The organism is Paraburkholderia sp. EG304, assembly GCF_046543485.1.
GTDB classification, from domain to species: Bacteria; Pseudomonadota; Gammaproteobacteria; order Burkholderiales; family Burkholderiaceae; genus Paraburkholderia; species Paraburkholderia youngii.
In genome coordinates, this window is the sequence record NZ_JBKGUA010000018.1 from 1 (window position 1) to 26,618 (window position 26,618).

Genomic DNA, 26,618 nt, shown 5'->3' on the forward strand with positions numbered 1-26,618 from the left:
CGCGGGCGACGTGATCTTCGCGAACCTGCCGCTGATCTTCGCGATCGGCGTCGCGCTCGGCTTCACCGAGAACGATGGCGTGTCGGGCATCGCCGCAACGATCGGGTATCTGGTGATGACGGCCACGTTGGGTGTGATCGCGAAGATAGAGGGCATCGAAACCGACACGATCATGGGCATACCGTCGATCCAGACCGGCGTGTTCGGCGGCATCCTCGCCGGTGGTCTTGCGGCCTGGATGTTCAACCGCTACTACCGGATCACGTTGCCGCCGTATCTCGGCTTCTTCGCCGGCAAGCGCTTCGTGCCCATCGTGACCGCGATCGGCTCGATCGTGCTCGGCGCGATCCTGTCCTTCGTGTGGCCGCCAATAGGCAGCGCAATCAAAGCCTTTTCACACTGGGCAGCGGTTTCTGACCCGCGCACCGCCGCGACGGTCTACGGTTTCGTCGAACGTCTGCTGATTCCATTCGGTCTGCATCACATCTGGAACGTGCCATTCTTCTTCGAAATGGGCAGCTTCGTCGACCCGACCACCGGCAAGGAGGTTCACGGCGACATCACCCGCTATTTCGCGGGCGATCCCACCGCCGGGATTCTTGCGGGCGCGTTCCTGTTCAAGATGTTCGGCCTGCCGGCCGCCGCGATCGCGATCTGGCATTGCGCGAAGCCGGAGAAGAAGGTCGCTGTTGGCGGCATGATGGTTTCGGCCGCGCTGACTTCTTTCCTCACCGGCATCACCGAGCCGATCGAATTCGCGTTCCTGTTCGTCGCGCCGGTGCTCTACCTGATTCACGCATGCCTCGCGGCGTCGGCACAGTTCGTGGCGAACACCCTGGGCATGCGCATGGGCTTCACGTTCTCGCAAGGCGGCATCGATTTTCTGATGTTCAACCTGATCGGGGGAAAGGCCACGCACGCCTGGTACGTTTTCATTCTCGGTCCAATTTACGCGGTGATCTATTACGGCGTGTTCCGCTTCGTCATCACGCGCTTCAACCTCAAAACACCCGGGCGCGAGGACGACACGGCGGATACCGTGGCGGTCGCCGCGAGCGGCACGGGCGGCCGCTCGCGCGAACTCGTGCTCGCCTTTGGCGGCCGCTCCAATATCACCAGTCTCGACGCTTGCATCACGCGGCTGCGCATCTCCGTGAAGGACCCGGCGCGCGTCGACGAACACAAGCTCAAGGCGCTCGGTGCGGCGGGTGTGGTGCGCGTGGGCAACGGCGTGCAGGCGATCTTCGGGCCGTTGTCGGAGAACATGAAAACCGACATGCAGGACTATCTGAAGACAGCGGGCGCCGAAGCGGATCTGCCAGCGGAAGGCGCGGCCGATGCGCAAGGCGCGGCAGCGGCGACTGCCGCGGCTCCAGCGGCCGTGGCCGCCTCGGCGCAACACTCGCCGCAGGAAACGGAGCGCGCGGAAAAGATTCGTGCGGCGCTGGGCGGCGCGGCCAACATCGTGAAGCTCGACGCGCTGGCGGCCACGCGGTTGCGTGTCGAGCTATCGGATGCGTCGCGCATCGACGCGGCCGGCTTGAAAGCGGCGGGCGTGCTCGCCACGCAAGCGTTGAAGAACGGTGCAGTCGATCTGATCGTAGGTCTCGGCTCGGGCAACCTCGCAGGCGCAATGCGATAGGAGCGACGCGTACATGGGGGACGGCATGGAAGCAGTCAGAACTTTCCTCGAAACTCAGCCGCTGCTCGCGCTTTTTCTGACCATTGCGCTCGGCTACCTGGTCGGCGAAATCACTATCAAGGGCGTGGCTCTGGGCTCGGGGGCCGTGCTGTTCGTCGGATTGGGGCTCGGCGCGTTCGCGCCGAAATCCGCGCCGCCGGCGTTGCTGGGCACGCTCGGTCTGCTGCTGTTTCTGTATGGCATCGGCATTCAGTACGGCGCGCAGTTCTTTCGCGGACTCACCAGCCGGGACGGCATGAAGGCCAACGCGGCCGCATGTGTGGGCGTGATCGCTTCAGGCCTGGTGGCGTGCGCCCTGATTCATTTCGGCATCACGCTCGCCGATGCGCTCGGCATGTTCGCGGGCAGCGGCACCAGCACGGCGAGCCTGCAGGTTGCCATCGCATCGATGAAAAGCAGCAATGCCGCCGTGGCTTATAGCGTCACCTATCCGTTCGGCGTGGCCGGGCCGATCCTGTTCCTCTATGTGCTGAACGCAGCCCTCAAAGCCAAAATACCGAAGCCTACCGCGAAGGTGCTGGAGACCGCTGAAATCGCGCTGCGCAATGCCAGTCTCTTCGGTCTCACGCTGGCGGAGCTTTCGAGCCGCTTGCCTGCCGGCGTGGTGATCGCGGCCGTGCGGCGAGCGCATCACAATCAGCTGCCCAGCGACGACTTCACGCTGCGCGCCGACGACGTGCTCCTCGCGACCGCCACCGAGCGCCGCCCGCTCGACGAAGCCACCGCGCTATGCGGCGAGCTGCAGCCAGGGCGTATTTCGAGTCATCGGGAAGACCTGGACTATCTGCGCGTGTTCGCATCGAGTCCGTCGGTGGTCGGCACGGCGCTCGGCAACTTGCGCTTTCCGGATGGCGTGACCTGCGCGGTCGCGCACGTGCGGCGCGGCGACGCCGATCTGCTGTCGACGCCGGACCTCATCCTCGAAGCGGGCGACCGCGTCGGCCTGCTCGTCAGTAACGCGCATCGCGCGAGGGTCCGTGCGTTCTTCGGCGATTCGATCAAGGGCACGGCCGAGCTGAGTTTCATCTGTCTGGGCATCGGCGCGGCAGCGGGGCTGCTGGTCGGCGCGATCCCGTTGCGCGCGCCCGGTCTCGGCGCGTTCAGCCTGGGTCTCGCGGCGTTGCTACTGGTCGCGCTGTGCCTCGGCAAGGTGCGCCGCAGCGGACCTTTCGTGTGGGTGATGCCGCTCTCCGCAAATCTCGTGCTGCGCAATATCGGGCTGACGATTTTTCTCGCCCAGGTAGGCCTGTCTTGCGGACCGAAGTTCGTTGCGACCGTTGGCACCGCCGGACCGCTGCTGCTGCTTTATGGCGTGATCACGCTGCTGGTGCTCGTCGGTGTCACGGCTGTGTGCTGCCTGTGGATCTTTAGACTGTCTTTCGATACGTCGGTCGGCGTGATCTGCGGCGCGACCGGCAATCCCGCGATTCTCGCCTTCGCCAACCGCATCGCGCCGACGGATCAGCCCGACGTCATGTACGCGATGATTTTTCCGTCGATGACCATCGTCAAGGTGCTGTTCGTGCAGATCGCTATCGCGGTCGCTGCTGGCTAGACGAAGCCGCTATCGCGACCCGCCGCTATCGGGAACGCCGCTTGCGTGACTCGCAGACGCGCGATGCATTCCGCAACGACGATGCGCGGACGGTTCGGCGATGGAGGCCAGATGAAAGGACGGGTGGCAAGTGCGGGCGTGGCCGTTGTTCTGGTCGCCCTCATGGCCGCGTACGGCCCCACTGCGCATGCGCGGGAGCCCGCGCCCGGCGACGTCACCGCGCCCATCGCGGCCGACAGCGATACCGCGGCCGCGGCGCGCGGCGCGAAGCTCGCGGCCATTGGCAATTGCGTCACGTGCCACACCGCGACGGAGGGCCAGCCCCTCGCGGGCGGACTGCCGCTGAAAACTCCTTTTGGCATCGTTTACTCGACCAACATCACCCCGGACAACGAAACCGGCATCGGAGGCTGGACGCTCGACGCGTTCGAACGTGCGATGCGGCGCGGCGTGTCCAGCGACGGACATCTGCTCTACCCCGCGTTCCCGTATCCCCACTTCACGCACCTGAGCGATGCCGATATCGGCTCGCTGTATGCATGGCTGATGAGCCGTGCTCCCGTCAAAGCGCCTGCGCCGCATAACGAGCTGATCTTCCCGCTCGGCTTCAGGCCCCTCATAGCCGTGTGGAATCTTTTTTACCTGCATACCGGTAGCGAAGCCGCACCGTCGCCGAGCGAAGCGCCGGACCTCGCACGCGGGCGTTACCTGGTCGAAAGCCTCGGTCATTGCGGTGCATGCCACACGCCGCTCGACCACCTCGGCGCAGAGCGTCGCGACCATGCGCTGCAAGGCGGCACGATCGACGGATGGGACGCGCCCGCGCTGACGGACCTCGCTTCACGCCCGACGCCCTGGACGCAGGCACAACTCGTCGGCTATCTGCGCACGGGCCTCGCCAGCGCCCATGGCGCGGCAGCCGGTCCGATGCGCCCCGTCACTCGCACGCTCGCCGACGCATCCGCCTCCGACGTAGAGGCGATAGCCGCGTATCTGCTGGCGTTGCCATCCGATGGGCGAGGCGTGCCGGAGCATCCGGTCGCCTCCCCCTCCGCTACCTCCATGCCCGTGTCCCCCTCGCCCGGCGGCGGCGCGAATCTGTTCGCCGCGGCCTGCGCATCGTGCCATGCCGAAGGCGCGCCGATGTCGAACGGGGGCGCTCGACCGTCGCTGTCTCTTTCCACGGCCGTCAACGCCGACAGCCCTCGCAACATGGTCCGTTTCATCCTCTATGGCATCGACTGGGACGAAAGCGATAGCGCGCCCTTCATGCCATCATTTGCCAACACCTTCACGGATGAGCAGATAGCGGAGCTCGCCAACTACACGCGCGAACGCTTCACCGCACGCGACGCGTGGCCCACGCTCGACGCCCGCGCAGTCGCGCAATTTCGCAAGGACGGCTTGCCACGATGATCACACTCAACGTCAACGGCGTCAGTCATGCGGTCGATGTCGATCCATCCACGCCGCTGCTCTACGTGCTGCGCAACGAATTGCAACTCGACGGCGCGAAGTTCGGCTGCGGTCTCGGTCAATGCGGCTCATGCACGGTCAGCGTCGGCGGCGAACCGGTGTTCTCGTGCCTGATGCCGGTCGTGGCCGTGGGCGAGCGGCCAGTGCGAACCGTCGAAGGCCTCGGCAGCGCGCAACATCCGGGACCACTTCAGCAAGCCTTCATCGACGAGCAGGCCGCGCAATGCGGCTATTGCATCGCCGGCATGATCATGCGAGCGCAAACGCTGCTGGACCGGGTCCCGCACCCAACCGATGAACAGATCCGCCGCTACATGCAGCCGAACCTGTGCCGCTGCGGCACGCACATGCGCATTCTCGCGGCGATCCGGCAAGTCGCGAGCGGTTCGCCGCGTACGGGCCAGGGAGCGCAATCGTGAGCGACGGCCGCCCATTCTCCGCCGCCCACGGCAGCGGCCCGGATGACGCTGCGCGGCGCCGCTTCCTCGTTGGCGGCTCGCTGATGGTGAGCTTCGCGATCGCGCCGGCCATGGCCGCGCTCGCGCAAACCACCACCGAAGCGGGCACCTTCAACGCGAGCGACCCGAAGCTGCCGGGCAGTCTCAAGACCACGCCGTTGCTCGATGCGTGGATCAAAGTCGCCCCCGACGGCCACGTGAGCGTATTCACGGGCAAAGCGGAGCTTGGCACGGGCACTCGCACCGCATTGCTGCAGGTCGCCGCGGAAGAGCTGGACCTCGCGCCTCATGCGATCGAACTGATCACCGCCGACACCACCAGAACGCCGAACGAAGGCTACACCGCCGGCAGTCACACGATGGCCGACAGCGGCACCGCGATCCTCAACGCCGCGGCTCAGGTGCGCGCGCTGCTGGTCGCGAGCGCGGCCTCACAGTTGGGCCTTGACGCGGCGACCCTGACGACACGCGACGGCGCCATCATTGCCGCCGACGGAAGACGCGTGAGCTATGGCGAAGCCGTGAAACACGCGGACCTCCATCAGAACGCCCAGGCCGACGCGCCGAGAAAGCCGCCAACGGCCTACGCGCTGATTGGCCATATGCTGCCGCGCGTCGATATCCCGGGCAAGGTGACGGGCGGCGCGAGCTATGTCCAGGACCTGCGGCTGCCCGGCATGCTGCATGCCCGCGTCGTGCGGCCGCCGTCTTATGGCGCGAGCCTCGTTGCATTCGATAGCGGGCGCGTCGAGGCGCTGCCAGGGGTCGTCAAGGTCGTGCGCAACGGCAACTACCTCGCAGTGGCCGCCGACGACGAATGGCGCGCGATCCTCGCGATGCGTGAGCTTGCGCTCGCCGCGCAGTGGCGCTCGGGGCCACCGCTGCCGGATCCGGCGAACGTCCACGCGTTGCTGATGAGTCTGCCCGCACAGGAAATCGCGGTGGCCGATCACGGCGCGGCGACCGGCGCGGCCGCACCGATGGCGACGCTGCGGGCGCGCTATTCGAGGCCGTATCTGACGCATGGCTCGATCGGGCCATCGTGCGCGGTCGCGCAACTCGACAACGGTGTGATGACCGTTTGGACGCACACGCAAGGCGTCTATCCGCTGCATGCCGGTATCGCCGAAATGCTCGCGATGCCGCCCGGCAAGGTGCGCTGCGTGCATGTGGAAGGTTCGGGCTGCTACGGACACAACGGCGCGGACGATGTCGCGGCCGACGCCGCCCTCATCGCACGCGAGTTGCCTGGCCGCCCGGTGCGCGTGCAATTGATGCGCGAACAGGAACACATGTGGGAACCGTTCGGCCCGGCCATGACAGTCGACGCGAAGGCAACGCTCGATGCGGCAGGCATGATTGCCGACTGGCGTTACGAGCTATGGAGCAATACGCATAACAACCGCATCGAGAATGCCGGCCGCCTGCTGCCCGCGCAGCTCCTCGCGCAGCCGTTCACCCCCGCGCCGCCGAAGCCGATTCCGATGCCGGAAGGCGGAGGCGACCGCAACAGCATTCCGCTTTACCGCGTGCCCAACCTGCACGTGCAGCATCATTTCGTACCCACGATGCCGATCCGCGTCTCCGCGATGCGTTCGCTCGGCGCGCACATGAACGTGTTCGCGATCGAGAGCTTCATCGACGAGCTCGCCCGAGCCGCGCACGCCGACCCGATTGCGTTTCGCCTCAAACATCTCGATGATCCGCGCGCCCATGCCGTGATTCGCGCGGTAGCCGATCAATTCGGCTGGCATGCCCGCAGCGCGCTAACGGGCGACGCTAGCCCGCGCTCACACGGCACCGGCTTTGCGTTTGCCCAATACAAGAACCTGATGGCCTACCTTGCCGTCGCGATGGATGTGACGGTGCTGCACGATACCGGCGAGCTCAGCATCGAGCGCGTCGTCGCGGCCGTCGATTGCGGACAGATCGTGAATCCGGACGGCGTGCGCAATCAGATCGAAGGCGGCATTTTGCAAACCGCGAGCTGGACGCTCTATGAAGAAACTCGATTCGATCCGCAACGCATCACGAGCTATGACTGGAGCACTTATCCGATCATGCGCTTCTCGTCCGTGCCCAAACGCGTGGACGTGCTGTTGATCGACCGGCCGGGCTTGCCATTCCTGGGTGTCGGAGAAGCGGCGCAAGGCCCGGCCGCCGCGGCGCTCGCGAACGCGATCGACGACGCGACTGGTGTGCGGATTCGCGACTTGCCGTTGCTCGGGGCGAACGGCAAGAAGATGCTCAAGGCATGAGGCTTTCGCGTTAGCAAACGAACGCGCCGCGCGCGAGCTTCGGCGCGGCGCCGGGACCGCGCTTAGTGGCCGCCGGATGGGAACGAGAAAGTGGCGCGCGCGCTGCCATTGCCGCGGACGTTCACCGTCTGCTTCCTGGTCACGCCGCTGTATGTGGCGCTGATCGTATAGCGCCCTTGAGGCAGCCGCACGAGCATGTACGGCCCCTTCGACGTGGCCTCGAACACGGAAGCGCCGCCTTTGGCGATCTGCACCTGGACGTCGGCCACATAGCTCGCACCGGGTCCCGTGAACTGCAGAGACAGCGGCCACTGCCTGCGTGCCTGCCGCAGCGCGGTCGACTCGTCGCGACCAACTCCGCCGGTCACGAACGATATGTCGCCCTGCTGCTGCGTCGGTGGCATGCCGGTCCTGTGGATCTCGCTGGCGCTCTGCGGAGCAGCCGTCTGCGCCACTGCTACGCCTGCCTGCACCAGGGTGAACGCCGCGGCGAGCAGGGTCGACGCGATCCGGGGAGCGTTTCGTTGCATTTTCATCGTGACTGCTCCTTACAGTGTTGCCGACTGCCGGTTAGAGTGCGTGCCCGGTTCGTCGGGTGGAAGAACGCTTGCACCAGGTTGGAAACGCATCGCGCGCCGGGGGCCGGCCACGAGCGAGGGCACCTCACGACCACGGTCAGCAGCGGACTTATCACGAATAATACGACATAGGGCGCGTAGCAGAGTGTCGGCACGCCGATGAGTCACCGCCATGCACATCGCGCAACTGTTCCATGGCGTCGGTCAGCAATGTTTGAGCCAGTCCCCCGGACCAGAACTTATAAGACATTCTTCAGAACGTCGGGGCTAGGTGTCGCCTCGATCTTGAGAAGCCCATTCGATCGTCTATGTTCGAAGAGACGTTATTGGGCCGACGCGCCGTTGCGGACAGGAGGATGTCGCCATGTCATTACTCGCGCAATCCGGTTCTGGACTGCGGCATCTATGTCTAGTCACATCGATAACCGTGGCGGCGGCCTTTTCTACTTCGATCGCTGCGCAGGTAGTGCGGACCGAGGTTCTACCGCTGCAGTCGGTCACGCTCACCGACGAGCAGTTCCTCGGCGGACACGAAGCGGGCAAGCCGGTCACCGTTGCCGGGGTGCTGAGCCTACCCAAGGCGGGTTCGGATCGTCTTCCTGCGATCGTCATGCTTCATCCGTCGGGAGGCATCAACAGCGGTATCACCGACTGGCAGCAGGAGTTCCTGGCGATGGGCGTCGCCACGTTCGTGGTCGACAGTTTCGCGGGGCGCGGTATCGTCAGCACGCTCAACGACCAGGGGCAACTGGGCCGGCTCGTGCAGCTCGAGGACGCGTATCGCGCACTCGACCTGCTCCAGAAGCATCCAAGAATCGATCCGGAGCGGGTGATACTGATGGGCGAATCGCGCGGCGGACAACCAGCGTTATACGCCGACCTCAAACGGTTTCAACAATTGCATGGCCCCACTTCCGGCAAGGGCTTCGCCGGGTACATCGCGTTCTATCCGAACTGCAATACGACCTTCAGAGCCGATGACGATTTCGACGACAAGCCCGTGCTCGTTTTTCATGGCAGTGCAGATGAATTTGCTCCTGTCGCATCATGCCGCGCATACGTCGAAAGACTGCGAGCCAAGGGAAAAGACATCAAGTTCATCGAGTACTCGGGGGCCCAGCATATGTTCGACTGGAAAGCCGCGGCGAAGCCCATCGTTCTCGCCAAGGCGCAGACCATAAGAAGCTGTCAACTGAGCGAAGCACAGAACGGCCAGATCATGGACGCAGCGACGGGCCAGCTTTTTACTTACAGCGATCCCTGCGTCGGGTATGGAGCGACCCTCGCGTACGACGAAAAGGCCGCAGTCGATGCCAGGAAGACCGTGCGCGAGTTCGTGGCGGGCACGCTCAAACTTGGCGCACCCGCTCCGTGACCCGGAAGGCCGGTTCGTTTGCGAACCTGCTGTCGAAGTCGTGCAGACATCCCCCGAACGCCTGGAGGCCTGACTGCCGGCGCTCTAGCCATTCCATTAGCATCGCTCGTTCTTAGCGGATGCCGCGCTTGATCAGCGGAATCAGCGAGTCGATCGTCGCCGGTGTCTGCACACCTGCGCCGGTGTTGATGGTCAGTCCCGCGAAATGATAAGCAGCCGAGAGCACGCACTGCGTGACTGGCAGGAAGCCCTGCAGATAAAGCTGCTGGTCGAGCGTCGCAGTGAGGTACTTGTTCTGCAACCCGGAAATCGTGGCGGGCGCCAGATCGATGCCGCCCACGATGATTTGCCCCGGCTTCTTGCCAGCCTGCTGGAGCGCCTGCGGAATGAACCCGGTCACACCGCCGTGCTGCGTGCCGATCGCCTTCAGATCTGGGTGCGCCTGGATAAAGGCGACCAGGATCGGCACGGCGAGCGATGAATCGGCATCCACCTGCGGTGAGATGTTGAGCCTCGTCACCTTCACACCGGCCTTTTCCAGCGTCTCGGAAAGGCCACGGTCGGACTGGCTGCGCACACTCTCGTTGAAGACACCGTATTCGAGCGCCTCGTCGCCCTTCTTGAGTCCGGCGTTGAGCATCGCCTGAGCAGTGATCTGCCCGCCGATATAGAGTTCGACGCCGGCGTAGCCAAAGCCCTTCGCGTCGTAGAGCTTCTGGTTTTCGGGCAGCGGCGTATTGCCGACGGTAACGATGATGCCCTGGTCTACCGCCTGTTTGATCAGTGGTGCGAAGGCTGGATCGCCCGGATGGCCCATGATGCCGATACACGTCGGATGCGCCGCCATCGCCTGGCGAAACTGCGCAAGCATCGTCTCCGGACTCCAGGCCGAGAACTGCTCGATCACCTTGATGCCTAGCGCATGTCCCGCGTCCGCAGCGCCGGTCTGACGTGGCAGCGTCGCGCCGTCGCCGGGGTTTCCGCCCATCTGCATATACATCGTCATACCGGCGCCGAGCGGCCCCGTCGTGGTCGGCTCGGTGGCACCGGCGGTTGGCGCGAGGCCGAACGCAACAACGCTCGCGCCTAGTAGCAATCCCGTCATGATCTTGATCATTTCTGCTCCTATCTCCTGATTTAACGGCTTTATCTCCCGCCAAACCTGAGTTTTTCGCGCAACACACGCAGCCTGGCAGGGTTCTCGACCAACAGATGCAGGATCACGGCGACGATGAACACCACTCCTTCGATCGCCTGTACCCAGAAGCCGGCGATACCTGTCGCAACGATTCCCGCCTCCAGCATGCCAATCACGAAAGTGCCGAAGAACGTACCCACGATCGTCGCCGTGCCGCCGAACACCGAGGTTCCGCCGATGAACACGCCGGCCAGCGCCGGCAGCAGGTAGCCTTGCCCCTGGGTCGAGAAGTAGTTCAAGTTCTCGAGCGTGAGCAGCACCGTTGCGAAACCGGCCAGCACACCCATTAGCGTGAACAGTTTCACCGTCTCACGCGGCACATTGATGCCCACGACCTTCGCCACGTTGCGGTTGTCTCCGATGAACAGCACGTGCTCGCCGAAACGGTGGCGATTGAGGATGAACCACATGAATATGGCGAGCCCGAGCGCCCAGAGCGCTTGCATCGGGACCAGATCGAACAGCGTGCCCGCGAATACTGCATAGGCCGAACCGCTGGCGAGTTGCTGTAGCGCATTCGAAAGGCCGCCGGAAAGTATCGAAGCAACCCCGGCCCAGAGGAACTGCGTGCCGATTGTCACGATGATCGACGGCACGCCGACCACCGCGACCAAAACCCCGTTCACCACGCCGACCAGCGCGCCGCCAGCCAACGCCGCAATAACGGCAAGCCAGGCCGAACCGGTGGTGTTCACGCACCAGGCGAACAGGAAGCCCGCGAATGCCATCACCGACGGGAACGAAAGATCGATCTCCCCAGCCGCAATCACCAGAGTCAGCCCGATCGCCAACACCACCAGCGGCGGAACGGTGGTCAGGAAGGAGAAGTAGATCGGCCAGCCCAGAAAGACCCGCGGTGCGGTCGCCATGAACAAGCCGACCACCAACGCAAACACGACCACGCTCGGCAAACCTTCCAGGCGAGCAAAACCGGGCAGGCGAAAAAGCACTAACCGCGCCGGCCGTTTTTCTTTTATCGGATCGCTCACGTCCGTGTCCCCGCAACCGGCCCCGGCCCGTGCCCGCTCTGCTGCAGCGAAATCAGGAACCGGGTGAGTTCCTCGAGGCTCATCTCACCGGACTTGAATTCCGCGACGATCCGGCCACGATCGAGCACGACCAGTCGATCGGCGAGCTCGTGCACATGGGCAAGGTTATGTTCGATGTAGATGCAAGCGCGGCCGGAATCCTTGATCGAGCGCACGAAGTCGAGAACCTTGCGCACCTCGCTGATGGCGAGCGCCACCGTTGGTTCATCGAGAATGATCAGATCGCTTTCGAAATACATTGCGCGTCCGATCGCGATGCCCTGGCGCTCGCCACCGGAGAGTTTCGCAATCAACGAATCCGCGTCGATTCCCACGCCGCGGAAACCGAGCTGGTGCTTCAAGATTTCGTTGGCGATGCGCCGTTGTTCGGCAACGTTGATGAAACCGAACCGGTTGGTGATTTGCCGGCCGACAAAAAAATTACGCCATAGCGGCTGCTTCTCGCCCAGCGATTTTTCCTGATAGACCGTTTCGAAGCGCAAACGGTGCGCCTCGCGCACGGAAAAGCGGCTCCAGTCGACCTCCTCGTCCCGGATGAAAAGCTTGCCCGTGCTCGGCCGCACGACACCGGTCAGCACCTTGATGAGCGTCGATTTACCCGCGCCGTTGTCACCGATCAGGCCGACGATCTCGTTGCGCCCAATGGCGAGGTCGATACCGGACAGCGCGCGTATCTTCCCGTAGGACAGGCTGATGCCCTGCGCGCGCACGATATGCCGCCAGGCGCTCGTAGTGCGCGCGGCATCGCTCGCCGTCACGCTACGCCCCAGCTCGAAGAAACCACAGTGATGTTGTGTACGACGATAGCCATAAAACCTTCCTTTTGCTTATCGATCGCCGCATCAACTTACATTGAGACTGTCTATGCAATTCAGCAAGATTTAAAGTCTAGTTCAAGAATCGCCCGACGGTGGCTAGAAAATACCGGCGGGCGTGACAGCGCGGGCGTCACAGCGTCTATCACTCAAACCGGCCAGGGGACTATCATGAGAGAAGCTGCATTCATCAGCGCAGGAGCACATCATGACCTCCAGTCCATCCGCTGAGCCGACCGGCACCTCTCGCGACCCCGCGCAAACTTCCGCCGGCACGACTGGCCATCCCGATCCGAAGGGCTCGCAAAAACCGGCCGCAGACGACCTTCCTAACGCGGACGCGGCAGAGCCCGAGCCTCACGAGCATCTCCCGTCCAGAAGCGACGACAACTGATTCAACACCACAGGCGCCGACGCCGTCCGCGTGACGATCCGCGCAGCAGGTTCGCGAGTGGATCGCACGTGCTTTCGCGCCGACGCCGCGAAGTCGGGGACAGCTCGCGGTTCACGCAAACGGCCCGATGGATTTCGTCAGACGAAGTCGCGACCCGGTGTGAACCGCACAGGAGCAGATCATGCAGAACGTGCTGGTAGGTTATGACGGGTCGGCATCCGCGCAATATGCCGTGACTTTCGCGGCCGATCTGGCCAAGCGTTTCGACGCGCGCTTGCATGTGCTCGTCGTCGCGCGCACGCCGGACTGGGGTGCGATCGAAGTCGAGCGAAAAAATCTGATCGAGCTGGAAGTGCGCCATGCCAACGAGATCCTCGACGGCGTCAAGGCGAAGCTCGCCGCTTCGAACGGAGCGGTGGAGTTCGATCTCGTGGTCGGGCCGCCGGCGAAAGAGATCGTGCTGTACGCGGAGCGGCATGCTATCGACCATCTCGTGGTGGGACATCGCGGACATACGCCGTTCGATCGCTGGCTGATCGGTTCGGTCGCCCGCCAGGTGCTCGCCTACGCGCCGTGCGCGGTCACCATCGTGCGCGATCCGGCGACCATGAAAAAAACGCGGCATGAGAACTGATCGTTCCTGAAATTTGGCCTTCCAGCAGGCCAAATCGGCGGCTACCTCGCAATATGCAAATAAGCGATTGCCATAACTTTCACGACTTCCGTGAACTGGCACGGCTCAGACTGCCGGGCCCGATCTTTAACTACATCGATGGCGCCGCCGACGACGAAGTGACCTATCGCCGGAACACCGCGAGCTTCCAGCAATGTGACCTGGTACCCAATGTGTTGCGGGGAGTCGGTGACGTGGATCTCTCGGTGCACGTCCTCGGCCAGCGGCTGGCGATGCCTGTGTATTGTTCCCCGACCGCACTGCAACGCCTTTTTCACCATGAAGGCGAACGCGCAGTGGCCGCTGCGGCGTCGAAGTACGGAACGATGTTCGGCGTTTCTTCGCTCGGCACGGTCAGCATGGAAGAGTTACGCAAAGCGTTCCCGACACCGCAGGTGTACCAGTTCTACTTCCATAAGGACCGCGGTTTAAACCGTGCAATGATGCAACGCGCCAAAGAGACTGGCATCGATGTGATGATGCTGACGGTCGACAGCATCACTGGCGGAAACCGCGAGCGCGATCTGCGTACAGGCTTCACCATCCCTTTCAGACTCACCTTGGGCGGTATGCTCCAATTCGCTCTGAAGCCGAAATGGGTTCTGAACTACGTCACGCATGAGCGCTTTTCCATGCCGCAATTGGAGACCCACGTCGACTTTGGCGGCGGTGCGATGTCGATTGGCCGCTACTTCACGGAAATGTTGGACCCTTCGATGAATTGGGACGACGTTGCCGAGATGGTCCGTGACTGGGACGGCCAGTTTTGCCTGAAGGGCGTGATGTCTGTCGACGACGCGAAGCGTGCGGCCGCAATTGGCTGTACCGGCATCGTGCTGTCCAATCATGGCGGCAGGCAGCTAGATGGATCGAGAGCCGCGTTCGATCAGCTTGCGGAGGTGGCAGATGCCGTGGGCGACAAGCTGGACGTCATCATGGATGGAGGAGTGCAACGCGGAACACATGTTCTGAAGGCTCTGGCTCTAGGGGCCAAAGCCGTTGGCGTCGGACGTTACTATTTGTTCCCGCTGGCAGCGGCTGGGCAGGCTGGCGTCGAGCGGGCACTGGCCTTGATGAAAACAGAATTAGAGCGGGGCATGAAATTGATGGGATGTAGCTCGGTCAGCGAGCTCTCTCGCGAAAGTCTTCGCTTTCGATAATTGCGACGGATTAGCCATCTTTCAGAGCACGCTGCTGATACGAGAAGATTGAGTCGAACACGGCATCAACATTGATGAGTTCGCCGATCATGTCACCGGCACGCAATTATTCTTGAAGAAATGGCGCTGCGAGATCCGAAGCCAGGGTTTTCGCCTACACTGCTGTGCCGACGAAAGAGAACGGGGCGCACAATAATTGAAATGGCGCCCGTGAAACGCCCAATCGAGTCACCACCTCCGTTCTGCCGCTTAGAAACCCTGAGCGGTTATCGCAGGGTGTGTGACAAGCAATACGACACCCAGAATGCACCCGCCGATGAGGGCAGCCAGCCCAATTGCCACGAACGGCAGCCAGCTAAAGTTGACATGGGCGAAGTCGGCTTCGTGGGCGGCTCGATTGCGCACTCCGAAGAAACTCCACAGAACGATGCGCGCCATCCGGATGAGTTCCATCACTTCCTCCTGTTCGTTTGATCACGTTGACTAATGTTCATGCTTCTCACGGATTCAGAACAGCAGCAGTTGTGATCAATTTGAGGAATGCAGCCGGGGCTGGCCGACTCTGACACTTCAGCACAGGTATTCACGCGCCGGCATCGCCGCAGTCTTACTTCTGGCGATGCGGTTAGCAAATCGCAACGATATACCTGCTGCGCCGCGCTCAGGCTTTTTCTTCGTGCGATACCGGCAAAATGGACGCAGCCGACGCGACGCCTATACCTGTCGCGCCATACGGCGCCTCGCGCACAACATCGCCCTGATAAAACCCGGTGAAGCGTTCGAGTTGACGCTGCGCGTCTTCCACGGCGACGGTTTCGTCCAGTACCGCGCTTGAAAAGCCCATGCGCTCCATCTGCATCAGTTGATCGACCAGTACCTCGCCCGTCGCCCGCAAGTCTCCGTTGAAGCCGAGCCGGCGGCGCACGAGGTACGCCTGCGAGTACGCGCGTCCATCGGTGAAGGTGGGGAAATGCAACTCGACGCGCGCGGCGGCTGAAATATCGGCCGCATGCGCGAGCGGATCGGCATCGTTAGGCAAAGCGAGTACGGGCGCCGCTGCATCGGCGGCATGGTCGTGCGCGGCGAGCAGGCGAATGCGTGCCGGGGTCTTCATACGCGCTCCTGCGCCGTTGCGCGAACCGCGTCCGCGGCAGCCTTGAATGGATCGAGTCCGACCCGGCGCACGGTTTCGATGAAAGTCTCGCGACGTTCGCCGCGCCGCTCGCGCAACGCCACATAGCGGCCGAGCACCGCGTCGACGACATCGGTCACTTCATGTGACGCGAACGACGGGCCGATGACCTTGCCGGAGCGGGCGTCGCCGCTGCGCGCGGAGCCATCCGCGCCGCCGAGCGTGACCTGATACCACTCCGCGCCATCCTTGTCGACGCCAAGAATGCCGATATGCCCGCTGTGATGATGGCCGCACGAATTGATACAGCCGCTGATATGCAGATCGACCTCGCCAATGTCGTTCAATTCGTCGAGGTCCTGATAGCGCTCCATGATGCTCTGTGCGATCGGCAACGAGCGGGCGTTGGCGAGCGCGCAGAAGTCGCCGCCAGGGCAGGAAATCATATCGGTGAGCAGATGCACATTGGCGCTTGCGAGCTGCACCGCGACCGCCGCGTGCCAGAGCGCGAGCAGGTCGTCGACGTGGACCCACGGCAGCACGATGTTCTGCGTGTGCGTGACGCGCGCTTCTCCCGACGAAAAGCGGTCCACGAGATCCGCCACGCGTTCGAGCTGCTCGGCCGATGCATCGCCGGGCGCCTGCAATGGCCGCTTGAACGACAGCGTGACGATGCGCATGGACGGGTCCTTGTGCAGCGCGACGTTGCGCTCCAGCCAGCGCTGCAATTGCGGCGTCTGCCGCGCAGCGGCTTGCAGCGCGGCAGCAGCGGCCGGGTCGGCGGCTCGGCGCTCGGCCGCTGCCGGCGGCACGACGAAATACGTGCTGATGCGGTCGAACTCGGCTTGAGGAATCGTGTGCGGACCGCCGTCGTGATCCACGATCTGCCGGAACTCTTCCTCTACTTCGTCGATGAAGCGCTGGCCTTCGGCCTTCACGAGGATCTTGATACGCGCCTTGTATTTGTTGTCGCGCCGTCCGAACTGGTTGTACACGCGGACCACGGCCTCGATGTAATTCATGATGTGCCGCCACGGCAGAAACTCGCGCAGCACGGTGCCGATGACCGGCGTGCGGCCCATGCCCCCGCCCACCGATACGCGAAAGCCCAGCTCACCATTTTCGTCGTGCACGAGGCGCAGTCCCACGTCGTGCCATCCGGTCGCCGCGCGGTCTTCCTTTGCACCGCTGATCGCGATCTTGAACTTGCGCGGCAGAAACGCGAACTCGGGGTGCAGCGTGGTCCACTGGCGCATGATTTCGGCGAAGGGCCGCGGGTCGGCGATCTCGTCCGGTGCCACACCTGCCCGCTCATCGCATGAAATGTTGCGGATGCAGTTGCCGCTGGTCTGAATGCCGTGCATGTTGACCGTGGCGAGGAGGTCCATCACGTCGGCGGCTTTCGACAGCGGTATCCAGTTGAATTGAACATTGGTGCGTGTCGTGAAGTGCGCTTGATTGGTAGGCAAGCGCACGGTGCCGAGCTTGCGCTGAGCCTCCATTGCCTGCCGGTACACGTCTGCTTCGGGCTCGTCGTATTCGCGTGCAATTCGCGCGAGCACGCGAAGCTGGGCGCTGGAGAGCTCGCCATACGGAACCGCGACACGCAGCATCGGCGCGTGCCGCTGGACGTACCAGCCGTTTTGCAGGCGCAGCGGCCGAAACGCATCCTCGCTCAGCCTGCCGTCTTGCCAGCGTTCGATCTGATCGCGAAACTGGGCCGCGCGGCTTTGCACGAAGGCTTTGTCGAATTCGTTGTAGCGGTACATAGTGCGGAAATGGCGGACGTGTGGTTCACACGGAACAAGGAAAATATCGCGCCGCAGTAGCCGCCTCAAGCAGCAGATGGCGCTTAATGGAGCGCAGCAGCTCTCGCCCCGCACTGATTCAGCGAGGGTCGGCTGGAGGGTGCTTGCGGGTCGATCGTGCGTCCCGATGGCCTGGGCAAGACGTCGCATTCCTTCTCCGATCTGATCGGCCGTCGCACTCGCGAACGATAGGCGAAGATGCGCGCTGCCATATAGCCGCCCCGAGGCTCTCAGGTGATCATCGTGAATACAGCCAAAGCCCGACCTTCCCCGAATCGTCTGCGACTGTCCGCTGCGGTGAGTGGGAGAGTCCAGACTGTGACAACGGCGACGGGCATCAGCATCTGGCAGGCGGCCGCGCCGCTTTCGAGCCATACTGTGCGCCGACAAGCTCGCCGAACGTTCACATCTCCAGACATCACATGACGTCCAACGCCGAGTAACATGCGACAAACATTCCAACAAAGACCAACATGACCCGCTACGAGGCACTCGCTACCACACTCGCTGAAGAGATCCGAGCCGGCCATATTCCGATCGGCTCTCGCCTTCCATCCCTGCGCTATATCATCGCGCAGCATGGCGTCAGTCAGTCGACCGTTCTGCGTGCGTACTATCTGCTCGAGGAGTGGGGGCTCATTCGTGCCGAGGAGCGTTCCGGTTTTTACGTCACACCGGGTGCGGGAGTCCAGCAAGCGGTTTCCATGCAGGCGGCAACACTCGCGGAGTCCGCGAAGGTAGACATTTCGGATCTCGTCTTTTCAGTGCTCGATGCGGCAAAGCATCCTGGCATCGTGCCGCTTGGCTCCGCTTTTCCTTCTCCTCTGCTCTTTCCGTCCGCCAGGCTCCTCAAGTCGCTGGCACAGGGCACGCGCTCGCTGAGCCCGTGGAGTACCGTCGCGGACCTGCCACCGGGCAATGACCACCTGCGTCGCCAGATCGTGCTGCGCTACGTCGGCACGGGCCTCTCCGTGGCAACCGAGGAAATCGTCGTGACAAACGGCGCTCTGGAAGCGCTCAATCTCTGTCTGATGGCGGTGACGCGCCCGGGCGACGTCATCGCGGTCGAGTCGCCTGGCTTTTACGCCGCATTGCAGGCCATCGAGCGGCTCGACCTGCGCGCGGTCGAGATTCCCGTCGATCCGGTCACCGGACTGGACCTCGACGCACTCGCGGTCGCGCTCGATAAGCATCCGATCCGCGCCTGCTGGTTCATGACGAACTTTCAGAATCCGACCGGCGTGACGCTCTCGGTGGAAAAAAAGAAAGCGCTCGTCGATCTACTGGCCAAGCGCGAAATACCGCTGATCGAAGATGACGTCTATCAGGAGCTTCACTTCAGCCGTGATCGGCCGCTGCCGGCGAAGGCCTTCGACACCAAGGGCCTCGTCATGCACTGCAGTTCGTTCTCGAAGACGCTCGCGCCCGGCTACCGGATCGGCTGGGTAGCGGCTGGCCGATTCGCCGACCGGGTGCAACGGCTCAAGCTGATGACGACGCTGTCGGCCAGCATTCCGGTACAGGCCGGAATTGCCGACTATCTGCAATATGGCGGCTATGACAAGCATTTGCGCAAGCTGCGCAATGCGTTCAAGTCACAGCTAGCGTCAATGGATGCCGCGCTTCGGCGTTCGTTGCCGCGCGACGTGCGATGGACCCTTCCCAACGGGGGCTACTTTCTCTGGCTTCAGTTGCCCAACGCGGTCGATGCGATGGCGCTTCATCGACGCGCCATCGCCCACGGCATCAGTATTGCGCCCGGGCCGATCTTCTCCGCTACCCACTCGTTCGAAAACTGCATCCGTCTGAACTTCGGCCACCCATGGGATACCTCGATCGATGAGGCTGTGCGAGTACTTGCGGACATCCTCAAAAGCTGACCGGCTGTGTGATTCGCGCGCCCCGCCTCAATCCTGGCCCGGCATGCCGCCGACAAACTTCCGCGCGGCACGCGCGGCGCAGTCCAGTGCAAACCCGAGCGCGCCAATGATCAGAACGACGGCGGTCAAATCGCCGTAGGCGAGGCGGTCCCGTGCATCGAGGACGAGATAACCCAGCCCCGAGCTGACCCCGAGCATTTCGGCCGGCACGAGCACTATCCACAGGATGCCGATTGCGAGCCGCACGCCGGTCAGCACGTGCGAGGCGACACCCGGCACATACACGTGCCACAACATCTCGAGCCTCGTCGCAGCGAGCGACTCGCCTAGCTGCACCCACCGGCGATCGATGTGCGCCACCCCTGCCGCGGTGCTCATCGACAGTGGCCACACGGCCGCGAAGGTCAGCAGGAAATACACAGCGCGATCGCCGATGCCGAGCGACATCACCGCGATGGGCATCCACGAGAGCGGCGAGATCATGCGCAGAAACTGCAGCGTCGGTGAGAACGTCGTTTCGAAGCGCTTCGAGCGGCCGAGTGCAAAGCCCAGCGGAACGCCGACGACGAGCGCCCAGCCAAGGCTAACCGCGACGCGGCGCAGACTCGCTGCCACATGCGACAACAGATGCTCGTCGGCGACGAGCCCCGGCAATGCCGCCAGCGCATGCAGCGGTGAAAACTGCGCAACGAAGCCGTCGGCACCGCCAGGCAGTGTCACCGCCGCCCACCAGGCGACGATCGCGATCGCGCCGCCCAGCAGTCCGAGCAGCGCGTTCGGCAGGCGCCGCGAGCGCCGCACTGCCCTGTCCCCGTCGGCGTGACTCGCAGTGCGCGATGAACTCACCGTGCGGGATGAAAGACTACTAGACAATCACAGTCTCCCTTCTTTCGAATCCGTCCGGCAAACCGAATGCCTGCATGCCGCCAACCGATGTAATGCTTCGTCTCACGAATCGCTCGTCGACGAGATCACCCGCGACGAACTTCGGGTCCAGCTGTGCAACGAACGCCTGGTTACCGTCGATCTTTGTCGCCTTGAGCCGCCGCACGAGTTCCTCGGTGTACGACGGATACGGATAGGGCTGAAAATCGATCCGCTTCTGGTGCCAATCGGCGTGAACGATTGCTCGGTCTCCGAGGTAGCGGCCCTCGCCTGCCGCGGACGGCGCCAGCACATCGGTAAGCACCTCCGCCGTATGCGGTGTGTAGCGGTCCGCCCCCGAACGCGAAAGCAGTTGCGCCGCTTCCTGCGGATGCGCGCGCGTCCACAGTTGAGCCTGCACGATCGCGTCCACCACCTTCTGCGTCCACTGCGGACGGCCGGTGATATCCCGTTCGTGCATGAACACCACGCAGCAGGCGTGGTTGCGCCATACGTCGCCGGTGAAGCGCAGGACCTTGCCCACCTGCATCTTTTCGGCCGCGGCGTTGAACGGCTCCGCGACGATGAAGCCGCCAATCTGTTTTGCAGCAAGCGCGGGCGGCATATCGGAAGGCGCCATCACGATGAGACGAACTTCATTGCGCTCGAGCGGACCGCTCTTCGTCAGCACGGGCGTCAGGCCATGCGCGCGCAACAGGTCCTGCAACACGATGTTATGAATCGAGTACCAGAACGGCACCGCTACGGTCTTGCCACCAAGATCGTTCACCGTCGAAATGTCCGGCGCGACGGTGAGAGCCGACCCGTTGACGTGATTCCACGCGACGATCTTTGCCGGTGCCTTGGCTCCGTAGCGTGCCCATACCGTCATCGGAGAAAGCAGATGCACCACGTTCACCTGACCTGACAGGAACGCTTCGACGAGCTGAGCCCAACTGCGCAGCAGTACGGGCTTGTCCGCCTGCAAACCGGCAGCGGCGAAATAGCCCTTGTTATGTGCGACGAGCAGCGGCGCGGCATCGGTGATAGGCAGGTAACCGATGCGTACGGGTGCATCGGGTTCGGCGTTCGCACGGGCATCGAAAGCACTCAGCAACGGTGCCGCGCCAGTCACGGTCAGCATCGCGGCGAGCTTGAGCCAGTCGCGACGGGAAATAGGGTGTTCGCACATTAAACGCATTCCTCAGTCGTTGTGGGAGGAAACGGATGAAGGCATCGAATCGCGTAACGCTTCCAAGATTCGCAGCCGCAACGCGCCGAGCCTCTGCAGATGTTCGACGCGTGGGTAACGGATGTCGATGTCCAGTTCCAGCGCCAGCGTGCCGCGCCGGCCAAGCACCGCCACGCGGTCGGAGACGAGCAGTGCTTCATCGATGTCGTGCGTGACGAGCAGCGTTGCTGCCTGCGTGTCGGCGACAACCTGTTTCAGCAGTTTCTGCATCCCCTCGCGGGTGATTTCATCCAGCGCCCCGAACGGTTCGTCGAGGACCAATACTTTTGGCCGCCGGGCCACGCAACGCGCCAGAGCCACGCGCTGCGCCATGCCGCCAGACAGCTGTGAAGGCACCAGGTCTCGCGCGTGTGCGAGCCCGACTTCTTCGAGCGCCGCGGCCACACGCGCCCGGCGTTCAGCAGCGGACAACTTCGTCTGTCTCGCGAAGCCCAGTCCGAATGCGACGTTGCGCTCCACCGACAACCACGGCAGCAGGCAGGGGTCCTGAAAGGCAATGGCCACGTCCGGGCGCGGACCACTGACGGGCTCGCCATCGATCAGGACGGTGCCGCGCGTTGCCGCGGACAGTCCCGCCACGACCCGCAGCAACGACGATTTGCCCGCCCCGCTCGGACCCAGGATCGACACGATCTCGCCGCGTCGCACGCTATACGTCACGCCATCTATAACCCGACGCTGTCCGTAGCTGAGCGCGATGTCGTGGAGTTCCACGTGAGGTGCGACGAACTCGGCCATCATTCGGTCCTGGCATGCAGCGCAAGCTGGTGCTTGAGTTGCACGATGCTCGGCGTGACGATCGGCACGAACGACGCCTCGCGCACGCGACGCGCAACGGCCGACTGCTCGCGCAGATAGCCCTGTCCGCCGCTCGCCTGGACCTCGAGGTTCACGGCCGATGCCACCAGCGACGCCAGCGCAATGCGCAGGCGGAAAAGGTTCGGCGCATCCTCGATATACGTCTGAGCCGCAATGCCCGTGCATAGCTGGTCGGTCAACCGCGCAAGCTCGTCGGCGAGCTGTTCGGCGTCTGCGGCCAGCGCCAGCCTCGATGCCGGACGGGCCAGCGCCACGGCCGCGAGCGCGCGACGCGCAAGGCCAAGCGAAAGACCGCACTGCAAGCCCAGGAAGCCGGGACGCACGCGTGTGAGGAACATACTCGCGTCGGCGGCGATCATCCAGCGTTCGTCGAGCTGTGCGCCCTCGATCTTCAACGCGGCGGTATTGCTCGCGCGCAATGCGATCAGGTCGAGATCGGCGCTACGCCCAACGCCGGGAAGATCGTGCGGAACCGCGAAAATCGACGGCTTGCCGCTGTCCGCGTGATCGAACGCTGCTGCCACCAGAAATCCCTCGGGACGCAGATTCGTGATCCACGGCAGACTCCCCGACAGCGCCCAGCGACGCGCGCCGGACCCATTGGCTGCAACCGGTTCGGCCCTCATCTGCAACGGCTCCAGCGCGGACAGGTACTTCATTGCGTTCGACAGGCCGGTCGCGCCCGCGACCTCGCCACTCAGCAGTGGCGCGAGCCACGTGTCGCGCAGCCCGGCGTTCGGAGTGTGCAACAGGTATTCGATAAAGGTCCGATGGCCCCAGAACACGAACGCGGCGCTCAGCGAGTGGGAAGCAACCTGCGCGATCGCTTCGACTGCATCGGTCGCGGCACCACCACGACCACCGGCATAGGTAGCGGGAACGCCAACGCCGAAGAGTCCGGCGGCGGCAAGCCGCGGCACGATTTCACGTGCGTGCCCCGCGCTCGAGTCGAGCGACTCCGCGTGCGTGTCGAGCCATACGGCAAGATCGGCGGGGACGAAAGAAGCGGTACTCATACTGTTTGCGTCCCGGGTTCCCAACGATAGTCGGCCAACTGCGGATTGAGATCATTGCGAGCGAGGTTGTTCGCGAAGTTGCAGAGCGTCGCAAGACTCACGCCGAGGACCACTTCGAGCGCGTTCGCATTGGTAAAGCCAGCCGCCAGGAACGCCGAGAGTTCCGAGTCGGCGACAGCGCCGCGCGTGGCGATCACCGCGCGCGTGAATACAGCGACCGCGTCGAGCCGCGCGTCGGGCAGCGGCTGCTGCGCACGCAGCGCATCCACCAGCGCCGGGGCAAGTTGTGCTTTCTTCAACGCAACCGCGGTGTGACCCGCCACACAGAAACCGCAACCGTGAATCGCCGCAGCCGTGATCTGAACCGTTTCACGCTCGGCCAACGTCAGTCCGCCGCGCGAGTTGATTTCTCCGACGCTCAGGTACGTTTCCAGCGCCACAGGCGCATTCGCCAGCGCGGCAACGAGGTTTGGCAGGAAACCATTTGCAGCCAGTGAGCGCTGAAGAAACGGGCGGCTCGCCTCGGGCGCGCTCTCGATAGTCTGCAGGGGCAGGCGGCTCATATTGCACTCCTTTCAGTTGGAGACGTATTCTGTGCGCCGTGCCCGATTGCCAACAAGTCGAAACCATCTCTAATTTCTGCCCGATTGTCTTTGACCGCTGCTGCTCAATGAATCGCGCCGCTTTGTATGGAGCTTGTCTGTTGGTCGCGCACTACGGGATGACCGCGCCGCCATGATCCGGGCTGTACTCCGATCACGCGCTGGAACGCACGCGCGAATGCCGACTCGGAATGGTAGCCAACCTGCTCGATCACTTTCGCGGTCGATGCGCCATGCGCAAGCATGGTGGCGGCCAGTTTCATTCTGACGAGGGCGACGAACCGTGCAGGCGGCTGACCGGCAAGCTCGCCGAACAGCCGGCAAAAACGCGAACGGGACATATGGACGAAGGCGGCCATCGTCTGCGTCGTCCAGCACTTCTCGGGAGTCTCGACGATGGCGCCAGCCAGTTGCGCGAACGCGGGGTGCCGCAACAGTCGCCAGAAGCTTGGCACCGCATCCTCGTCGCGATCATGTGCGCGCAACGCGTACACAAAAAGCAGACCGGTGAGCCGGGCGAGAACCAGCGACACTGTATCGGCGCCGCCCAACGCTTCGTCCCGAATCAGGCGGAAGATCGTGCGTGCCTTTTCCATCGACGGGTGGTCGTGGCGCGCAATGATCCTTTCCGGCAACAGCCCGACCAGCAGCCCGTCGAGCGCCGACGCGAATTCGAAGAAACCGCAAGCAATGCCAACGCCCGCCGCGGTCCGCTCGTGAGTCTGCCCGGGTTCGAGTGGCGTCATCACGCCCATGCGCGCGGTCTCGCTGCCGGCCGCCGGCGGCTCGGCTGACGGCGACAGACAATGCGGAACATCTCGCACCAGAAACGCTGCATCACCGGCTTGCAAGCGGATGCTGTGTGCCGCCCGTTCCGGTCCGGCTGCGACATGCAGCCAGCACTCGCCATACAGCACGACATGAAAGCTGGCGAGGTGACGGCCTGCCGTCGATGCTTGCCACGTGCCGCAGTACTGCCCAACGTGAAACACCGTGCTCTTTAGTTCGAGACTGGAAAGCAGCCAGTCGGTCATTTCGTCCGTGGAATCACTCAGCATGCTCAGACACCCGAGAAACAAAATACCTTCCAGAGTGGCGTCTGCGATAAGCGTCGACAACGATTTTTTCGTCAGAACGATATGCGCGTCTGCGGATTCGATGGAACCACAACGGTGCGTACTCGGCAGTTAGCGCCGGCGCGATGGCGAGAATGCTCTGCACACACAGGGAGGCAAGCGTGCCGCGCGCCGCCGCGCTTCCTTTGAGGCTACCGAAACGACGGCCTCTTCTTGTCCCATGTTCACGTCTCCGTAGCGTTGCCTGCACGCGACCCGAGGACAGCCAACTCGATTCTCGGCAGAGCTTGCCGCATTCGCTTACAAGCGTTTCTCCAATTCCTCTCTAAGGGTCATGGCGTCTGCGTACACAGCGTTGCTATTCGGGCTCTTAGCGTTGCTCATGCTGTCCTCCCATTTCGTCGTGAAGGTGAACAGCAGCATGGGACGCACGATTAACATGCACTAGCCCGACGGATGTTAGAGTCATTAATCAACAAAAATTTGCTAATGGGGGCGACGATGAACGAGGTCCGCGCTATTTCGGTTTTCGTCCGCACGGCGACACTCGGCAGTTTCCGCCGCGCCGCCGTCGATCTGGGTATCTCGCCTCAGGCGGCGAGCCACGCTGTGATGCAGCTTGAAAAATCCCTTGGCGTCCAGGTTTTCCATCGGACCACACGCAAGCTGAGCCTGACCGACGAGGGACAACGACTGTTGCGCAGCGTCGAGCCGGCGCTCGCCATGCTGTCTTCGGCGATCGACGATGCTCGCCGTTCAAAAGAGGAAGTCGCGGGACCACTGTGTGTGAGCGCGCCGACCGCACTCGGACGGACGGTACTGTTGCCGTTGATCCTGGAGTTCGCGGCGCTATACCCCGATGTGCAGATCGACGTGCGTTTCGACGATCGCTTCACGGATCTCGTCAGCGATCGCGCGGACGTCGGCTTTCGCGGCGGGTCGCCGCCATCTGGGGGCGCCATTGCCCGACGACTTCTGCCAATTCAGCTGATCGTGTGCGCGTCACCGGCCTACCTCGAACGGTACGGCGTGCCGAAAACCGTCAATGACCTCGATGCGCATCGTTGCTCAGCGTATCGGCGGGCGAACACCGGCAAGCACGCGCCATGGGAATTCATGATCGGCGGAGAGATCGTGTACAAGGAGATGGCTGCGTCGGTGTGCTCGAACGATGTCGACGCGGAAGCCGAAGCGGTACTAGCCGGACTGGTGATCGGGCAGCTCGGAAGCTTCTCAGCGGTGTCACACATCCGCGCCGGACGACTGGTGCCTTTGCTCACTCAGCATGTGACCCAGCGCGAGTCGATCTACGTCTACTACCGTCGCCGAACCGAGCAACCGTTGCGCGTGAGAACCTTCATCGATTTTGCGGTTTCACGGCTCGCGGACAACAGTCAATTTTTCCTGACGGCAGAAGAGCTGAGCGGTTCCGCGTGCAGAGGCGGGCGCGCCGCCCGCAGGCATAGCGCCGCGTAAGT

The 26,618-nt window shown here is 63.3% G+C and carries 24 protein-coding genes; 11 read left to right on the plus strand and 13 right to left on the minus strand.

The window, feature by feature from the left end; translation table 11 throughout:
- The 5 genes from ptsG to ACLFKU_RS21510 form a co-directional block, all read left to right on the plus strand.
- Window positions 1-1,642: glucose-specific PTS transporter subunit IIBC (gene ptsG, locus ACLFKU_RS21490; protein WP_410850395.1), on the plus strand; the 1,642-nt coding region annotated here is incomplete at its 5' end.
- A gap of 25 nt (window positions 1,643-1,667) precedes the next feature.
- Window positions 1,668-3,257 (plus strand): aspartate:alanine exchanger family transporter, encoded by a 1,590-nt coding sequence (locus ACLFKU_RS21495; RefSeq protein ID WP_410850396.1) that lies wholly within the window; start codon window positions 1,668-1,670, stop codon window positions 3,255-3,257.
- 111 nt (window positions 3,258-3,368) lie between these two features.
- Window positions 3,369-4,673, plus strand: a complete 1,305-nt coding sequence (locus ACLFKU_RS21500; RefSeq protein WP_410850397.1) for a c-type cytochrome — start codon at window positions 3,369-3,371, stop codon at window positions 4,671-4,673.
- On the plus strand, window positions 4,670-5,152 hold the full coding sequence (locus tag ACLFKU_RS21505) for a (2Fe-2S)-binding protein (protein WP_368582023.1): 483 nt from the start codon (window positions 4,670-4,672) through the stop codon (window positions 5,150-5,152). The genes ACLFKU_RS21500 and ACLFKU_RS21505 overlap by 4 nt, the downstream gene beginning before the upstream one ends.
- Entirely contained in the window at window positions 5,149-7,449 is a 2,301-nt protein-coding gene (locus tag ACLFKU_RS21510; RefSeq protein ID WP_410850398.1) for a molybdopterin cofactor-binding domain-containing protein, read from the plus strand. Before ACLFKU_RS21505 ends, ACLFKU_RS21510 begins: the two co-directional genes overlap by 4 nt.
- Before the next feature lie 62 nt (window positions 7,450-7,511).
- Here ACLFKU_RS21510 and ACLFKU_RS21515 read toward each other — a convergent pair whose 3' ends face one another.
- Window positions 7,512-7,985: a carboxypeptidase regulatory-like domain-containing protein gene (locus ACLFKU_RS21515; RefSeq protein ID WP_176120497.1), complete on the minus strand. Its 474-nt coding sequence runs from the start codon at window positions 7,983-7,985 to the stop codon at window positions 7,512-7,514.
- Between the two features lie 406 nt (window positions 7,986-8,391).
- Here ACLFKU_RS21515 and ACLFKU_RS21520 point away from each other — a divergent pair, with 406 nt between their 5' ends.
- A complete protein-coding gene (locus ACLFKU_RS21520) occupies window positions 8,392-9,402 on the plus strand; it encodes a dienelactone hydrolase family protein (RefSeq protein ID WP_410850399.1) in 1,011 nt (336 codons plus the stop codon).
- Between the two features lie 112 nt (window positions 9,403-9,514).
- On the opposite strand, the gene ACLFKU_RS21525 is transcribed toward ACLFKU_RS21520, so the two are convergent.
- The 3 genes from ACLFKU_RS21525 to ACLFKU_RS21535 are packed head-to-tail and all read right to left on the minus strand — an operon-like array spanning window position 9,515 to window position 12,359.
- A complete protein-coding gene (locus ACLFKU_RS21525) occupies window positions 9,515-10,519 on the minus strand; it encodes a substrate-binding domain-containing protein (RefSeq protein ID WP_410850400.1) in 1,005 nt (334 codons plus the stop codon).
- 29 nt (window positions 10,520-10,548) lie between these two features.
- Entirely contained in the window at window positions 10,549-11,589 is a 1,041-nt protein-coding gene (locus ACLFKU_RS21530; protein WP_368582027.1) for an ABC transporter permease, read from the minus strand.
- Complete coding sequence (locus ACLFKU_RS21535; RefSeq protein WP_368582028.1) at window positions 11,586-12,359, minus strand: ATP-binding cassette domain-containing protein; 774 nt, start codon at window positions 12,357-12,359, stop codon at window positions 11,586-11,588. The genes ACLFKU_RS21530 and ACLFKU_RS21535 overlap by 4 nt, the downstream gene beginning before the upstream one ends.
- Before the next feature lie 313 nt (window positions 12,360-12,672).
- On the opposite strand from ACLFKU_RS21535, the gene ACLFKU_RS21540 reads away from it, so the two are divergent.
- From ACLFKU_RS21540 to ACLFKU_RS21550, 3 genes are all read left to right on the plus strand, one after another.
- On the plus strand, window positions 12,673-12,858 hold the full coding sequence (locus tag ACLFKU_RS21540; protein WP_410850401.1) for a hypothetical protein: 186 nt from the start codon (window positions 12,673-12,675) through the stop codon (window positions 12,856-12,858).
- Window positions 12,859-13,039: 181 nt separating this feature from the next.
- Window positions 13,040-13,492 (plus strand): universal stress protein, encoded by a 453-nt coding sequence (locus tag ACLFKU_RS21545; RefSeq protein ID WP_410850402.1) that lies wholly within the window; start codon window positions 13,040-13,042, stop codon window positions 13,490-13,492.
- 53 nt (window positions 13,493-13,545) lie between these two features.
- Window positions 13,546-14,691: an alpha-hydroxy acid oxidase gene (locus ACLFKU_RS21550; protein ID WP_368582031.1), complete on the plus strand. Its 1,146-nt coding sequence runs from the start codon at window positions 13,546-13,548 to the stop codon at window positions 14,689-14,691.
- A 249-nt stretch (window positions 14,692-14,940) separates the two neighbouring features.
- Here ACLFKU_RS21550 and ACLFKU_RS21555 read toward each other — a convergent pair whose 3' ends face one another.
- From ACLFKU_RS21555 to ACLFKU_RS21565, 3 genes are all read right to left on the minus strand, one after another.
- Complete coding sequence (locus tag ACLFKU_RS21555) at window positions 14,941-15,144, minus strand: DUF2970 domain-containing protein (RefSeq protein WP_368582032.1); 204 nt, start codon at window positions 15,142-15,144, stop codon at window positions 14,941-14,943.
- A 208-nt stretch (window positions 15,145-15,352) separates the two neighbouring features.
- On the minus strand, window positions 15,353-15,805 hold the full coding sequence (locus tag ACLFKU_RS21560) for a DUF934 domain-containing protein (RefSeq protein ID WP_410850403.1): 453 nt from the start codon (window positions 15,803-15,805) through the stop codon (window positions 15,353-15,355).
- The gene (locus ACLFKU_RS21565) at window positions 15,802-17,592 is read right to left on the minus strand and encodes a nitrite/sulfite reductase (RefSeq protein ID WP_410850404.1); all 1,791 of its coding nucleotides are present in this window, start codon (window positions 17,590-17,592) and stop codon (window positions 15,802-15,804) included. The genes ACLFKU_RS21560 and ACLFKU_RS21565 overlap by 4 nt, the downstream gene beginning before the upstream one ends.
- Window positions 17,593-18,104: 512 nt before the next feature.
- Here ACLFKU_RS21565 and ACLFKU_RS21570 point away from each other — a divergent pair.
- Window positions 18,105-19,511 carry a PLP-dependent aminotransferase family protein gene (locus tag ACLFKU_RS21570; RefSeq protein ID WP_410850405.1) on the plus strand — a complete coding sequence of 469 codons (1,407 nt, stop codon included), beginning with the start codon at window positions 18,105-18,107 and terminating at the stop codon, window positions 19,509-19,511.
- A gap of 27 nt (window positions 19,512-19,538) precedes the next feature.
- Here ACLFKU_RS21570 and ACLFKU_RS21575 read toward each other — a convergent pair whose 3' ends face one another.
- From ACLFKU_RS21575 to ACLFKU_RS21600, 6 genes are all read right to left on the minus strand, one after another.
- Window positions 19,539-20,312, minus strand: coding sequence for an ABC transporter permease (locus tag ACLFKU_RS21575; protein ID WP_410850406.1), 774 nt, complete (start codon window positions 20,310-20,312; stop codon window positions 19,539-19,541).
- 64 nt (window positions 20,313-20,376) lie between these two features.
- Complete coding sequence (locus ACLFKU_RS21580; RefSeq protein WP_410850407.1) at window positions 20,377-21,567, minus strand: ABC transporter substrate-binding protein; 1,191 nt, start codon at window positions 21,565-21,567, stop codon at window positions 20,377-20,379.
- Between the two features lie 12 nt (window positions 21,568-21,579).
- Window positions 21,580-22,365 carry an ABC transporter ATP-binding protein gene (locus tag ACLFKU_RS21585; RefSeq protein WP_368582220.1) on the minus strand — a complete coding sequence of 262 codons (786 nt, stop codon included), beginning with the start codon at window positions 22,363-22,365 and terminating at the stop codon, window positions 21,580-21,582.
- Complete coding sequence (locus ACLFKU_RS21590) at window positions 22,365-23,462, minus strand: acyl-CoA dehydrogenase family protein (RefSeq protein ID WP_410850408.1); 1,098 nt, start codon at window positions 23,460-23,462, stop codon at window positions 22,365-22,367. Before ACLFKU_RS21590 ends, ACLFKU_RS21585 begins: the two co-directional genes overlap by 1 nt.
- Window positions 23,459-24,025 (minus strand): carboxymuconolactone decarboxylase family protein, encoded by a 567-nt coding sequence (locus ACLFKU_RS21595; RefSeq protein ID WP_410850409.1) that lies wholly within the window; start codon window positions 24,023-24,025, stop codon window positions 23,459-23,461. Before ACLFKU_RS21595 ends, ACLFKU_RS21590 begins: the two co-directional genes overlap by 4 nt.
- A 104-nt stretch (window positions 24,026-24,129) precedes the next feature.
- On the minus strand, window positions 24,130-25,122 hold the full coding sequence (locus ACLFKU_RS21600; RefSeq protein ID WP_410850410.1) for an AraC family transcriptional regulator: 993 nt from the start codon (window positions 25,120-25,122) through the stop codon (window positions 24,130-24,132).
- Between the two features lie 519 nt (window positions 25,123-25,641).
- Here ACLFKU_RS21600 and ACLFKU_RS21605 point away from each other — a divergent pair.
- Window positions 25,642-26,616 (plus strand): LysR family transcriptional regulator, encoded by a 975-nt coding sequence (locus ACLFKU_RS21605; RefSeq protein ID WP_410850411.1) that lies wholly within the window; start codon window positions 25,642-25,644, stop codon window positions 26,614-26,616.
- Window positions 26,617-26,618: the final 2 nt, after the last annotated feature.